Below are 13,187 nucleotides of genomic sequence, written 5' to 3'. Positions count from 1 at the left end.
GCGGCCGAACACCGAGGGAGTGAGCCGGGAACGGGTGTGGCGCTGGTGGCTCGCGGCCGGAGCGGTCGCGATCCTCCTGCAGTACGCGCTGCCGGAGGACGGGCTCCTCGCGACGATCGCGTACAACGTCATCGGGCTCTCGTCGGGGCTGGCGGTGCTCGCCGCCGTACGGCTGCACCGGCCCGAACGCCCCGCGATGTGGTACTGGTTCGCGGCGGGGCAGCTGACCTTCGTGCTCGGCGACCTGACCTACGAGCTCTATCAGCTCGTGCTGCGCCAGGAGCCGTACCCGTCGTTCGCGGACGTGTTCTACCTCGCCTCGTACCCCATGCTCGTGACCGGATTGTTGCTGCTGGTGCGGGGCCGCGGCGGCAACCTGATCGACGCGGCGATCGTCTCGCTCAGCCTGGGCCTCGTCTACTGGATCTTCGTCATCTACCCGGTCGTCGTCGGCGACGCGGGCTCGACGCTGGAACGCCTCACCAGCACCGCCTATCCCGCCGCCGACATGCTGCTGCTGGCGCTGATCGCCCGCATCGTGACCGGCCCCCGCGCGGGAACGCCCAGCACCTGGATGCTCGGCCTGGCGGTGACGCTGCTGTTCGCCGCCGACACCGGCTTCGCGCTGCTGCCCGAGGCACACTTCGTGGACCCCATCTTCCTTCTCTCGTACGTGTTGTGGGCCGCGGCGGCGCTGCACCCGTCCATGACGCGCCCGTACCAGGCCGGCGCGCCCACCGGGGTCGGCCGGGCGCGGGTGCTGGTGTTCGGCGCGTGCTCCCTGCTCTGCCCGGCGATGCTGTTCCTGCCGTCGATCCGCTCCAGCCCGCACGATCTGATCGCCGTGGCGATCGGCGACGGCGTGGTGTTCCTGCTCGTCATCGCGCGGATGGCCGGCTTCGTGACGCAGGTCGACCGGTCCGTGCTCACCGACGACCTGACCGGCCTCGCCAGCCGCCGCCGCCTGGTGCACGCGCTGAGCGTCGCGCCCCGCCCGCAGCTGGCCCTGCTGGGCCTGAACGCCTTCAAGAACGTCAACGACGAGCTGGGCCGCCCGGTCGGCGACGCCGTCCTGGCCACCCTCGGCGCCCGGCTGCGCGATCAGGTGCCCGCCGGCGCCGTCATCGCCCGCGTCGGCGGCGACGAGTTCGCCGTGCTGCTCGCGCACGCCTGCGCCGACGACCTCCGCGTCCTCGCCGACCGGCTGTCGGCCGCGCTGCGCAGCCCGGTCAACGCCGGCGGCCACGAGCTGTACGTCGGCGTCGCGATCGGCCTGGCCGGCGGCACCGGCGTCGACGCCGAGGAGCTGCTGCGCCAGGCGGAGGCGGCCATGTACGCCGCGAAGCAGGCCGGCGACACCGCCCGCCGGTGGAGCCCCGCCCTGGACGAGCGCGCCGGCGAGCACACCCGCCTCGGCGGGGAGATCCGCCTGGCCCTGGACCACGGCCAGTTCCGCGTCGTCTACCAGCCCATCGTCGAGCTGCCCAGCGGCCGGGTGGCCGCCGTCGAGGCCCTGGTCCGCTGGGAGCACCCGCAGCGCGGCCTGGTCAGCCCCGTCGACTTCGTGCCCGTCGCCGAGCGCAACGGCCTCATCGTCGAGCTCGGCGAATGGATCCTGCGCACCGCCTGCCACCAGATGGCCACCTGGCGGCGCGAGCTGGGCGAGCAGGCCCCCGACCGGATCAGTGTCAACGTCTCGGCGCGGCAGCTGGCCCGGCACGGCTTCGCGGCCACGGTCGCCGCCGTCATCGCCGAGGCCGGCCTGCCCGCCCCGTGCCTGGCCGTCGAGGTCACCGAGACCGCCGTCTTCGAGGGCGGCCAGGCGGTGGTCACCCTCAACGAGCTGCGCGACCTGGGCGTCCGCATCGCCCTCGACGACTTCGGCACCGGCCACAGCTCGCTCAACCTGCTCCAGACGGTCCCCGTCGACATCCTCAAGGTCGACAAGTCCTTCGTCGACACCATCACCGAGGCCGGCCGCCACGCCGTCATCGCCGAGGCCCTCATCCAGGTCAGCCACGGCCTGGGCCTGGCCGCCGTCGCCGAGGGCGTGGAGACCGCCGCGCAGGCCGAGGCCCTGCACCGCCTCGGCTACCGCCTGCTCCAGGGCTACTACTTCGGCCGCCCGGTGGCGGACCCGAATTTCGCTCTCTCCACGGCCGTGGCCACGCAGGACCACATGCGGGCGCTCCGCCCATAGGCGGAATCTATAGTTGGCAGATCATGACTCTGACCGATCGCCTTCCCGGCACCAATGAGCCCGACGCCGTCTTCGACGCCTTCCAGAAATGGGCCACCGAGCAGGGCCTCGCCCTCTACACCCATCAGGAAGAGGCGCTCATCGAGGTCGCCACGGGGGCGAACGTCATCCTGAACACCCCGACCGGGTCCGGCAAGAGCCTCGTCGCCACCGGTGCGCACTTCGTCGCGCTGGCCGACAACCGCACCACCTTCTACACCGCGCCGATCAAGGCGCTGGTCAGTGAGAAGTTCTTCGCGCTCTGCGCGGTCTTCGGGGCGCACAACGTGGGCATGCTCACCGGGGACGCCAGCGTGAACGCGGACGCGCCGATCATCTGCTGCACGGCCGAGGTGCTGGCCAACCTGGCGCTGCGCGAGGGGGCGGACGCCGACGTCGGCCAGGTCGTGATGGACGAGTTCCACTTCTACAGCGAGCCCGACCGCGGGTGGGCCTGGCAGGTGCCGCTCATCGAGCTGCCGCAGGCCCAGTTCATCCTGATGTCCGCCACGCTGGGCGACACCACGCGCTTCGTCGACGACCTGACCCAGCGGACCGGCCGGCCGACCGCGGTGGTCAGCAGCGTCGAGCGCCCGGTGCCACTGCTTTTCTCGTACGCCATGACGCCCCTGCACGAGACGATCGAGGAACTGCTGCAGACCAAGCAGGCCCCGGTCTATATCGTGCACTTCACCCAGGCCGCCGCCCTCGAGCGCGCCCAGTCGCTGACCAGCATCAACATGGCGACCCGCGAGGAGAAGGACAGGATCGCCGCCGCGATCGGCAACTTCCGGTTCACCGCGGGCTTCGGGCGCACCCTGTCGCGGCTGGTCCGGCACGGCATCGGCGTGCACCACGCGGGCATGCTGCCGAAGTACCGCCGGCTCGTGGAGACCCTCGCGCAGGCCGGCCTGCTCAAGGTCATCTGCGGTACGGACACCCTCGGCGTCGGCATCAACGTGCCCATCCGCACCGTGCTGTTCACCGGTCTGTCGAAGTACGACGGGGTCAAGACGCGGCTGCTCAAGGCCCGCGAGTTCCACCAGATCGCCGGGCGCGCCGGCCGGGCCGGGTTCGACACGCTGGGCACGGTCATCGTGCAGGCGCCCGAGCACGTGATCGACAACGAGCGCGCGCTCGCCAAGGCCGGCGACGACCCGAAGAAGCGCCGCAAGGTCGTCCGGAAGAAGCCGCCGGAGGGCACGATCGGCTGGGGCCAGCCCACCTTCGACCGCCTCGTGGCCGCCGAGCCGGAGCCGCTGAACAGCTCGTTCCAGGTGTCGCACGCGATGCTGCTGAACGTCATCTCGCGCGGCGGCGACCCGTTCGCCGCGATGCGGCATCTGCTCACCGAGAACCACGAGGAGCCGGCCGCGCAGCGCAGGCACATCCGGCGGGCCATCGCGATCGCGCGGGCGCTGCTGGCCGGCGGGGTCATCGAGCGCACCCCCGACGGCACGTACCGGCTGACCGAGGACCTGCAGCTCGACTTCGCGCTCAACCAGGCCCTGTCGCCGTTCGCGCTGGCCAGCCTGGAGTTGCTGGACCCCGAGGACCCGGCGTACGCGCTCGACGTCGTCTCGGTGATCGAGTCGACCCTGGAGGACCCGCGGCAGGTGCTCTCCGCGCAGCGGCAGAAGGCCCGCGGCGAGGCCGTCAACGCGATGAAGGCCGAGGGCATCGAGTACGAGGAGCGGATGGCGCTGCTCGAGGAGGTCACCCACCCACGGCCGCTGCTGGAGCTGCTGGAGGCCGCGTACGAGACCTACCGGCGCGGTCACCCGTGGGTCGCCGACTACGAGCTCAAGCCCAAGAGCGTCGTGCGGGACATGTACGAGCGGGCGATGACCTTCACCGAGTACGTGTCCTTCTACGGCCTGTCCCGCTCCGAGGGTCTCGTGCTGCGCTACCTCGCCGACGCGTACCGGGCGCTGCGCCAGACGGTGCCCGAGGACCGCCGCACCGAGGAGCTCACCGACCTGATCGAGTGGCTCGGCGAGCTGGTCCGCCAGGTCGACTCCAGCCTCCTCGACGAGTGGGAGCGGCTGCGCAATCCCACGTTCGAGGCCGAGGAGGTACGCCTCGACGACAAGCCGCCCGCGGTCACCCGCAACACCCGCGCGTTCCGGGTGCTGGTGCGCAACGCCATGTTCCGCCGCGTCGAGCTGGCCGCGCTGCGCCGCTGGGACGTGCTCGGCGAGATGGACGGCGAGCACGGCTGGACCGCGCAGCGCTGGCAGGACGCCATCGAGGACTACTTCGACGAGTACGACGAGATCGGCACCGGCGCGTCCGCGCGCGGCCCGGCGTTCCTGCACATCGAGCAGTCCCCGACCGCGTGGCACGTCCGCCAGGTCTTCGAGGACCCCGAGGGCGACCACGACTGGGGCATCGACGCGACGGTCGACCTGGCCGCCTCGGACGAGGCCGGCGCGGCGGCGATCGTGGTCACGGCCGTCGGCCCGCATTGATGCTGACGGGGCCGCCGCTGTCCCGGCGCCGGCAGATCGCCGGTTTCGCGACGGCGGCGGCCGGGGTGCCCCTGCTGACCCTCCTCGCGTACGGCACCGAGCTGGCCCTGCCCGACGTCGTGCTGCTGCTGCTCGCCGCGGTGGTGGCGGTGGCCCTGCTGGGCGGGCTGTGGCCGGCGCTGCTCGCGGCGGTCGGCGGGTTCCTGCTGCTCAACTTCTTCTTCACCGCGCCGCTCTACTCGCTGGAGGTCAACACCGGCGAGGGGCTGCTGGCGCTGCTGGTCTTCGCCGGCGTCGCGTTCAGCGTCTCCTGGGTCGTGGATCTCGCCGCCCGCCGCACCCGGCAGGCCGACCGGGCCGCCGCCGAGGCGCGCACGCTCGCCGCGGTCGCCGGGGGCGTGCTGACCGGGCCCGATCCGCTGCGCGGCCTGCTGACGGAGTTGCGCGAGAGTCTCGGCCTCGACTCGGTGGCGCTGCTGGAGGACGGCCGGCCGGTCGCGGCCGCCGGCGACAAGCCGTCCACCGGCGGCACCGCTGCCATCCCGGTGGACGGCTCGCTCACGCTGGTGCTGCGCGGGCGCGTGCCGTCGCCGGACGAGCGCCAGGTGGTGCGGGCCTTCGCCGCGCAGGCCGCGGTCGCCCTGCGCCAGCAGCGGCTGGCGATCGCCGCGGAGGGCGACAAGGTGCGCACGGCGCTGCTCGCGGCGGTCGGGCACGACCTGCGTACGCCGCTGGCGTCGGCGAAGGCGGCGGTGGCCGGGCTGCTCAGCGACGAGGTCGAGTTCGACGCCGCCGACCGGCGCGAGCTGCTGGAGACCGCGGACGAGTCGCTCGACCGGCTCGGCGGGCTGGTGGCCAACCTGCTCGACATGAGCCGCCTGCAGGCCGGCACGCTGGGCATGACCCTGGCCGACGTGGGGCTGGAGGACGTGGTGCCGCGGGCCCTGGACGAGCTGGGCCCGGCGGGCCGGCGTGTCACCGTACAGCTGCCTGATGATCTTGAGGCGGTGCGGGTGGACCCCGGTCTGCTCGACCGGGTGCTGGTGAACGTCGTCGGCAACGCCCTGCGCTATTCTCCGGACGGGCGCCCGCCGAAGATCATCGGACGGGCCGCCGGCACGTGGGTCGAGCTGCGCGTGGTCGATCACGGCCCGGGCATCCCGGCGGCCGACCGCGAACGGGTGTTCCTGCCGTTCCAGCGGCTCGGCGACCGGGACAACCACACCGGCGTCGGCCTCGGCCTCGCCCTGTCGCGCGGCCTGGCCGAGGCGATGGGCGGCACCCTGACACCCGAGGACACACCCGGAGGCGGCCTCACCATGGTCCTCACGCTGCCGATGAGCGGCTCATGACCCGCATCCTGGTCGTGGACGACGACCCGCAGATCGTGCGGGCGCTGCGCATCAACCTGCGCGCCCGGCAGTACGAGGTCGACGTCGCCCCCGACGGCGCCGCCGCGCTGAGGACCGCCGCCGCGCACCCGCCCGACCTCGTCGTGCTCGACCTGGGCCTGCCCGACATGGACGGCGCCGACGTGATCCGCGGCCTGCGCGGCTGGACCACCGTGCCGATCATCGTGCTCTCCGGCCGGGCCGAGGGCACCGACAAGGTCGGCGCGCTCGACGCGGGCGCCGACGACTACGTGACCAAGCCGTTCGGCGTCGACGAGCTGCTCGCCCGCATCCGCGCCGTGACCCGCCGCGCGCACACGACCGACGGGTCCGCTCCCGCCACGGTCACCCTCGGGCAGTACACGATCGACCTCACCGACCACACCATCACGCCCGAGCAGCGCCTCACCCCCACCGAGTGGCAGCTGCTCGAACGGCTGCTGCGCAACCCCGGCAAGCTGATCACCCAGCGCAGCCTCCTGCACGACGTGTGGGGACCTCAATACGGTACGGAGACGAACTACCTGCGCCAGTACATGGCCCGCCTGCGGCGCAAACTCGAGGACGACCCCACCCGCCCGCGACACCTGATCACGGAACCGGGTATGGGCTACCGCTACCAACCGTGACATCACTCTGTCGGGTGTTCACCAATTGCGACTCCCGGCTGGTGTGACCGTTCGATACTGGTGGGGACGGGTAGACGTCAGTAGGGTTGCCAGTCAACTGCGTGAGGTTGCCGACTCCCGGGAGAGGCCGTGGGAACGACGACGTTTCGGGACGTGCGCACGGCCGACGGGCGGCGGCTGCGCTACGAGGAGGCGGGCGCACCCGACGGTGTCCCCGTGGTCCTGCTGCACGGCACCCCCGGCAGCCGCCTCGGCCCCCGGCCCCGCGCGAGCGTGCTCTACCGCCTGGGCGTCCGGCTGATCAGCTACGACCGTCCCGGCTACGGCGGCTCCGACCGGCACCGTGGCCGGTCCGTGGCCGACTGCGCCGCCGACGTGGCCGCCATCGCCGACGACCTGGGCCTCGACGCGTTCACCGTGGTCGGCCGTTCCGGCGGCGGCCCGCACGCGCTGGCCTGCGCGGCCCGCCTGCCCGGCCGGGTCGCCCGCGCCGCCGTGCTGGTCAGCCTCGCCCCGCACGACGCCGAGATCGACTGGTACGGCGGGATGATGCCGTCCAACGTCGACGAGTTCACCACCGCCGGGCAGGACGAGTCCCGCCTGGTCGAGAGCCTGCGGCTGCAGGCCGACCGCACCCGCCGCAGCCCGGTGAGCCTGCTCGACATGTTGCGCGCCGAGATCGCCCTGCCCGACGTGCTGGTCGTCCGCGATCACGCGATCCAGAAGCTGCTCCTGGAGTCGTACGCGGAGGCCACCCGCGGCGGCCCGTACGGCTGGATCGACGACGTCCTGGCGACCCGCCGCGACTGGGGTTTCCGCCTCGAGGAGATCACCCAGCCCATCCGCCTGTGGCACGGCGCCGAGGACAACTGCGTCCCGGCCGCACACACCCGCTGGCTCGCCTCGCGCATCCCGCACGCCGAGGTCGAGGTCGAGTCCGGCTCGGCCCACTTCGGCGCCATGGAGATCCTGCCCGAGATCCTGTCGTGGCTCGCCGAGCCCGCTTTGGTGGCCCCCTGAGTCCCAGGACGAGCGTGGCCCTGGCTCTCCCCGCTTTATCGGGCGACAGTCAGATCATGAGCACCTCACCACTCGCCCTCGTCACCGGCGCGTCCTCCGGCATCGGCAGGGCCTTCGCCGAGCGCCTCGCCGCCGACGGCTATGACTGGTCATCGCCGGCCGCCGCAAGGACCGCCTCGAAGCCCTCGCCGAGTCCCTGCCCGGCACCGGCGTGCAGGTCGTCGCCGCCGACCTGGCCACCGAGGCCGGAGTCGAGGCCGTCGCCGAGATCGCCGCGGGCCGCCCTTTGAGCATGCTGGTCAACAATGCCGGCGTGGCCCACTACATGCCGCTGGCCGACCTACCGCCGCGGAAGGCCCGCGAGCTGATGCACGTCAAGGTCACGGCCCCGACGCTGCTGACCCGTGCCGCCCTGCCCGGCATGCTCGAGCGCGGCGCCGGCACGATCGTCAACGTCGCCGGCATGCTGGCCTTCTCCGGCCCCGCTCCCGCCGCCCCGGCGCCCGGGCAGCGCGCCGTCTACACCGGCACGCTCGCGTACACGGTGGCGATGACCCAGACCCTGCACGCGGAGCTGGCGGACACCGGCGTGCGCGTCCACGTGGTCTGCCCCGGCATCGTCGCCACCGAGTTCCACGAGGTGCAGGGCATGGACCTGTCGGCGCTGCCTCGCATGACCGCCGCCGACGTCGTCACGGCCACCCTGGCCGGCATCCGCCTCGGCGAGACCGTCATCGCCCCCGGCGTGGAGGACTATGGCCTGCTGCACCGCGTCTTCGACGCGGACCTGGCGGCCTTCGGCGGCCAGTCGCCCGAGCTGGCCGGCCGATACCGGCCCTGAGCGGGTCTCGCGCCCTGCGGGCCCGCCGGTCCGGCTTTGCAGATGGTGAATGTCGATCTCTGTGGTCGCCTTTCGGCCCCGAGAAGTGTCGTACGTGTGTTCGACGATGGCTCTCATGTTGGCAGATGTGCGAGAGCTCAACGAGGACGCGGCCAAGCTCGCCGCGTCCTCGACGTGGCCGCTGAGCGACGACGACCTCACCGCCTGCCTGCGGGCCACCCATCACCTCGCGCAGACCGTCGCGGTCATGCAGGCCAGGCTCGTGCGGGAGGCCGAGTCCCGGGGCCTGCCCACTGCCCACGGCCACCGCACCACCGCCGGGTGGCTGCGCTCGCAGCTGCGCCTCGATCCCCACCCGGCCAGGGAGCTGAGCGCACGCGCCGCCACGCTCGACCGGCACGCGGCCCTCCAGGAGGCCCTGCTCGACGGCCACGCCGACATCCGCCAGGCCACGGAGATCGCCGACGCCCTCGACAACCTCACCACAGGGCTCGCCGAGCTCGGCGACCTCGGCCCGGCCACCGCCGAGGACATCCTCCGCAACGCCGAAACCACGATGATCGACATGGCCGCCCGGCTCTCCGCTCACCAGCTGCGCCGCATCGGCGAGCGCATCCTGGCCCACGTCGCCCCCCACCTGGCCGAGCGGGCCGACGAGTTGGCGCTGGCCCGGCAGGAGGCCCGAGCCCAGCGCGCCCGCGGGTTCACCCTGTCCGCCCCGGCCGAAGGGCTGGTCCGGCTGACCGGGCGCCTCGGCGCGGAGGACGCCGCGATCGTGCAGGCCGCCCTGCAACCGCTGTGCGCACCCCACCCCGGCGACGACCGTTCGCCGGCGCAGCGGCGCGCCGACGCCCTGACCGAGGTGTGCCGGCTGGCCCTGCGCACCGGCGAGCTCCCCGACACCGGCGGGGAGCCGGCCCAGCTGGCGGTCACCGTCGGCTACGACCAGCTGACCCAGTCGCTGGGCACGGCCACCACCGACACCGGCAGCCGCCTGTCGGCCACGGCAGCGCGCCGGATGGCCTGCGACGCCCGCCTCCTCCCGGTCGTGCTCGGCAGCGCCGGCCAGGTCCTCGACGTCGGCCGCACCCGCCGCCTGGCCACCGGCCCGCTACGCCGAGCCCTGCACCTCCGCGACGGCGGCTGCGCCTTCCCCGACTGCGACCGGCCACCCCGCTGGACCGACGCACACCACATCATCGCCTGGACGGCCGGCGGCACCACGTCGCTCGACAACCTGGTGCTGCTCTGCCGCCACCACCACCGCATCGTCCACGACCCGGCCGCGGGCTGGCAGATCCGCCTCGGCGCCGACCGGCAGCCCGAGTTCCTTCCCCCGCCGCACGTCGACCGTGACCGGCGCCCTCGGCGCAACCTCTACCACCTGCGGCTCTGAGGCCGGCTACCCCAGCAGGGGGAAGCCGGCCACGAGCTGGCGCATGCCGCCTCACCAGCTCGACCGCGGCACCGTACTGCCGCAGCACGACGCCCTTGGGCCTCGCACCGGCGCGCGCACGCTGGACGTCGCGTTCCCTCGCCATTGAGGCCGCGGACCGGAATTTCGCTGTTGCTCGGACTGCCGGCCGCCCGGCCAGCCATTGCGGCGATCGGCTCGGCCACCGGTAACGGGTCGCCGGAGGCGTTGACCGGCTTCGAGCTCAGTCGACGACCTGGCGGCATCACCGGCTTCCGGGTCCGGGGGTAAAGCTGGGGTTGAGGTTGAGGCTAAAGCTCAGGTTGAGCTTTAAGGCGGCGCACGACGACGCAGGTCAGCGAAGGTTTCGCACGTGTGGCGAGGCTCGGCGAAAGCCGCTGTCTCGGCTCGAATATCGACGGGTGATGGCCTCGGCGCCGAAGCGAACCGAGGCCGAGCCGAGCGCAACCGACGGAGCGCAACCGGGCCGAGCAGAGCCACACCGCGTCGTGCCGGCGCCAATTCTTTGCGCGCCCCGAGCCCCGCACAGCCGCCGCGCATGATCGTCCGGATACTCCCCCACCGGGACGACGCGGCTTGACTCAAATCGCGCAGGCCGAATATTTCCCCACGGAGAACGGCGCCGATAACACTCATCCGGCGGACAAGCGCTCGGCCGATTTTCGCGTGAAGAAGCGGGTGATGTCCTCCGCCGCCGTCGGGGACAGCATCATCGCCTGGACTCGTGCCGACATCTCGGCGATCGGCTGGATCCTGGCGAACATGCCCTCCTCGTACGCCCGGATGGCCGTGTCGGGGTCGGCGGGGTTGGCGGCCAGTGCGGCGGCCAGCTCGGCGCCGTCCAGCATGGCCTGGTTGGCGCCCTCGCCGACCGGCGGCATGAGGTGGGCGGCGTCGCCGAGGAGGGTGATGCCGGGCCGGCTCTCCCAGCGTGTGCCGGTGGGCATCGCCTCGATCCGGCGTGGCACCGGGGCGCTGTCGCCGGCCTCGATGAGCGCGGTGAGGCGGGCGTCCCAGCCGTCGAACAGCGACAGGACAGCGTGTTTGCCGCGGTAGGTGTCGATGTCGCTGTCGATCTGGTCCGCGCGGAGGGAGATCCCCACGCGGATGCTGCCGTCGCCGAGGCGTTGCGCCGCGAGGATCCGGCTGACGCCGACGCACCACAGGTTGCCGGGGCCGACCAGCTCGGCGAGGGCCGGGTGGCGCCGGTCGGCGTCGCTGATCGTCAGCTCCACCAGGGTGGCCACGGGGGACAGTTCCGCGGTGGTCAGCAGCCGCCGGACGGCCGAGCGCGCGCCGTCCGCGCCGATGAGGATGTCGCAGCCGGCCGTCTCGCCGTTGTCGAACGTCAGCTGGTAACCGCCGTGTGGCCGTGGCGCCGCGGCGACGAGCCGGTGCTGCCACCTGACCGTGTCGCCCGGGAGGGAGTCGAGCAGCAGGTCGCGCAGGACGCGCCGGTCGATCTCGGGACGGCCGGCGAACGAGCCCGGCCGGGGCGTGTGGTGCACGAGGGTGTGCCCGGACGGGTCGAGGATGCGCAGCTCCTCCCCTTCGGGCCGCGCCTCGGAGCGGAAGCCGGCGGTGAGACCCGCCTCGGCCAGAGCGTGCTGCCCGGACTCCGGGTGCAGGTCGAGCATGCCGCCCTGCGACCGCGCGGTGCGGCTCGCCTCCCGCTCGTACACCACCGCTCCGATGCCGTGCCGGTGCAGCACTCGTGCCAGCGTCAGGCCGCCGAGGCCGCCACCGGCGATCGCGATACGCATCATCAACACCCTTACCGTACGATGTACCCCATGGATACGCCGTACGGTAGCGCAGCGTTGCCCGTCTGGGAACGGCCGGAGCCTCAGCCCCGGGCCGCGCCGGTGCCGCTGAACCGCGCGAAGATCGCCGCCGCCGCGATCCGGGTCGCCGACGAGCACGGCCTCGACGGATTGTCCGTCCGCAAGATCGCCAAGGAGCTGGGCGTCGGCCCGATGCGGCTGTACGACTACGTCGTCAACAGGTCGGAGCTGCTCGACCTGATGGTCGACGCCGTCTACGCCCGGATCGCCGAGGCCGGCCCGCAGCCCGGCTGGCGCGCGACGGTGCTGGACATCATGCACCGGACCCGCGCGGCCGCCCTCGACCACGAGTGGTTCGCCGACCTGCTCGGCGCCCGGCCCCATCTCGGGCCGCACGCGCTCGCCGTCGGCGAGGCCACCGCCGCGGCGCTCAGCCAGGCCCCGGCCGTACGCGACATCGACGATCTCCAGCGCACGCTGGGCGCCCTCAACGCGTTCCTCGCCGGCGCGCTCCGCCGGGAGATCACCGAGCGCCGCACCGCCCGCGCGACCGGCACCGACCTGTCCGCCTGGCAGGCGGCCCACGGCCCCTACCTGCAGCGCATGCTGGCGACGGGCCGCTACCCCACCGTCGCCCGCCTCGTCGTCGACGGCGCCCATCTCGACGCCGACGAGACCTTCCGCCACAACCTGACCACCGTCCTGGACGGCATCACCGAGCGGGAGGGTGCCTAGCGGCCGATCACCTCGGGTGCGGGGCTCAGGCCGTGCCGCAGGGAGTCGGCGATCGCGTCGCGGCGGCGCAGCGCGGCGCGCCAGCCGACCACCTCGACCTCGGTCGTCTCGCCGGTCGTGGCGGCCGCCCGGACGATCCACGGCCGGCGGAACAGGACGCGGGCGGTCAGCGAGACGGCCAGCAGGATCAACACGATCAGAGCGTCCACAATGATCAGCAGAAGCGGCAGCAGGACCCACCAGAACAGCACGGCGGCCAGCACCAGCGCGAACAGCACGATCCCGATGATCACGAGCTCGTCGCTGATGCTCGAACCGAGCCGGTGGCCGCCGATCTCGCTGCTCGCCTCGGCGCCGCCGCCCAGCACGTCGCCGGGCCCGACGTCCTTGCGGCGCTGGGCACGCCAGCCGCCGAACCGCCGGGCCAGCACCCGCCACCGCGGTTCCCACACCACTCGTACGCTCCACCGCGTGCCGCCGGGCGCGGTGACCTCCACTGTTCGCACGGCCCCAAGGTAACGGCCGCGGGCGAGCCGCGGTCGGTGTGCCGGCCGCCTCGCACTGCTGACAGCGGTCGAGAGTGGCCTGCGGAGCGGCCTACAGGTGGTCCGGTTGCCCAACGAGTCGGACACCCCCGTCGCT

10 protein-coding genes are annotated in these 13,187 nt (G+C 73.0%); 8 read left to right on the top strand and 2 right to left on the bottom strand.

Annotation, left to right across the window (positions count from 1 at the left end):
- The first annotated feature begins 19 nt into the window (after window positions 1-19).
- The 7 genes from Ade02nite_RS26870 to Ade02nite_RS26840 all read left to right on the top strand — a co-directional run bounded on the left by Ade02nite_RS26870 (window position 20) and on the right by Ade02nite_RS26840 (window position 9,987).
- On the top strand, window positions 20-2,200 hold the full coding sequence (locus Ade02nite_RS26870) for a putative bifunctional diguanylate cyclase/phosphodiesterase (protein ID WP_203769633.1): 2,181 nt from the start codon (window positions 20-22) through the stop codon (window positions 2,198-2,200).
- 23 nt (window positions 2,201-2,223) lie between these two features.
- Window positions 2,224-4,710, top strand: a complete 2,487-nt coding sequence (locus Ade02nite_RS26865; protein ID WP_203769631.1) for a DEAD/DEAH box helicase — start codon at window positions 2,224-2,226, stop codon at window positions 4,708-4,710.
- Window positions 4,710-6,062: a sensor histidine kinase gene (locus Ade02nite_RS26860; RefSeq protein WP_203769628.1), complete on the top strand. Its 1,353-nt coding sequence runs from the start codon at window positions 4,710-4,712 to the stop codon at window positions 6,060-6,062. The genes Ade02nite_RS26865 and Ade02nite_RS26860 overlap by 1 nt, the downstream gene beginning before the upstream one ends.
- Complete coding sequence (locus tag Ade02nite_RS26855; RefSeq protein ID WP_203769626.1) at window positions 6,059-6,730, top strand: response regulator; 672 nt, start codon at window positions 6,059-6,061, stop codon at window positions 6,728-6,730. Before Ade02nite_RS26860 ends, Ade02nite_RS26855 begins: the two co-directional genes overlap by 4 nt.
- A 129-nt stretch (window positions 6,731-6,859) precedes the next feature.
- Window positions 6,860-7,750, top strand: coding sequence for an alpha/beta fold hydrolase (locus Ade02nite_RS26850; protein WP_203769624.1), 891 nt, complete (start codon window positions 6,860-6,862; stop codon window positions 7,748-7,750).
- Between the two features lie 145 nt (window positions 7,751-7,895).
- Window positions 7,896-8,591: an SDR family NAD(P)-dependent oxidoreductase gene (locus Ade02nite_RS26845; RefSeq protein WP_203769701.1), complete on the top strand. Its 696-nt coding sequence runs from the start codon at window positions 7,896-7,898 to the stop codon at window positions 8,589-8,591.
- 115 nt (window positions 8,592-8,706) lie between these two features.
- Window positions 8,707-9,987 carry an HNH endonuclease signature motif containing protein gene (locus Ade02nite_RS26840; protein WP_203769622.1) on the top strand — a complete coding sequence of 427 codons (1,281 nt, stop codon included), beginning with the start codon at window positions 8,707-8,709 and terminating at the stop codon, window positions 9,985-9,987.
- Between the two features lie 671 nt (window positions 9,988-10,658).
- On the opposite strand, the gene Ade02nite_RS26835 is transcribed toward Ade02nite_RS26840, so the two are convergent.
- Window positions 10,659-11,789 (bottom strand): FAD-dependent oxidoreductase, encoded by a 1,131-nt coding sequence (locus Ade02nite_RS26835; protein WP_203769620.1) that lies wholly within the window; start codon window positions 11,787-11,789, stop codon window positions 10,659-10,661.
- Between the two features lie 30 nt (window positions 11,790-11,819).
- Between Ade02nite_RS26835 and Ade02nite_RS26830 the strand changes: the two genes are divergently transcribed.
- Window positions 11,820-12,545 carry a TetR/AcrR family transcriptional regulator C-terminal domain-containing protein gene (locus Ade02nite_RS26830; RefSeq protein WP_239169072.1) on the top strand — a complete coding sequence of 242 codons (726 nt, stop codon included), beginning with the start codon at window positions 11,820-11,822 and terminating at the stop codon, window positions 12,543-12,545.
- On the opposite strand, the gene Ade02nite_RS26825 is transcribed toward Ade02nite_RS26830, so the two are convergent.
- Window positions 12,542-13,051, bottom strand: coding sequence for a hypothetical protein (locus tag Ade02nite_RS26825; protein WP_203769616.1), 510 nt, complete (start codon window positions 13,049-13,051; stop codon window positions 12,542-12,544). The two genes, Ade02nite_RS26830 and Ade02nite_RS26825, sit on opposite strands and share 4 nt — an antisense overlap.
- Window positions 13,052-13,187 lie beyond the last annotated feature (136 nt).

The organism is Paractinoplanes deccanensis (genome assembly GCF_016862115.1).
Taxonomy (GTDB): Bacteria; Actinomycetota; Actinomycetes; order Mycobacteriales; family Micromonosporaceae; genus Actinoplanes; species Actinoplanes deccanensis.
This window is presented reverse-complemented; position numbering and strand designations above follow the sequence as displayed.

What these genes read in the sequence shown, in the direction of transcription:
- Ade02nite_RS26865 (WP_203769631.1), top strand. Translation starts at nt 2,224, where the DNA reads ATGACTCTGACCGATCGCCTTCCCGGCACCAATGAGCCCGACGCCGTC.
- Ade02nite_RS26860 (WP_203769628.1), top strand. Translation starts at nt 4,710, where the DNA reads ATGCTGACGGGGCCGCCGCTGTCCCGGCGCCGGCAGATCGCCGGTTTC.
- Ade02nite_RS26855 (WP_203769626.1), top strand. Translation starts at nt 6,059, where the DNA reads ATGACCCGCATCCTGGTCGTGGACGACGACCCGCAGATCGTGCGGGCG.
- Ade02nite_RS26840 (WP_203769622.1), top strand. Translation starts at nt 8,707, where the DNA reads ATGTTGGCAGATGTGCGAGAGCTCAACGAGGACGCGGCCAAGCTCGCC.
- Ade02nite_RS26835 (WP_203769620.1), bottom strand. Translation starts at nt 11,789, where the DNA reads ATGCGTATCGCGATCGCCGGTGGCGGCCTCGGCGGCCTGACGCTGGCA.
- Ade02nite_RS26830 (WP_239169072.1), top strand. Translation starts at nt 11,820, where the DNA reads ATGGATACGCCGTACGGTAGCGCAGCGTTGCCCGTCTGGGAACGGCCG.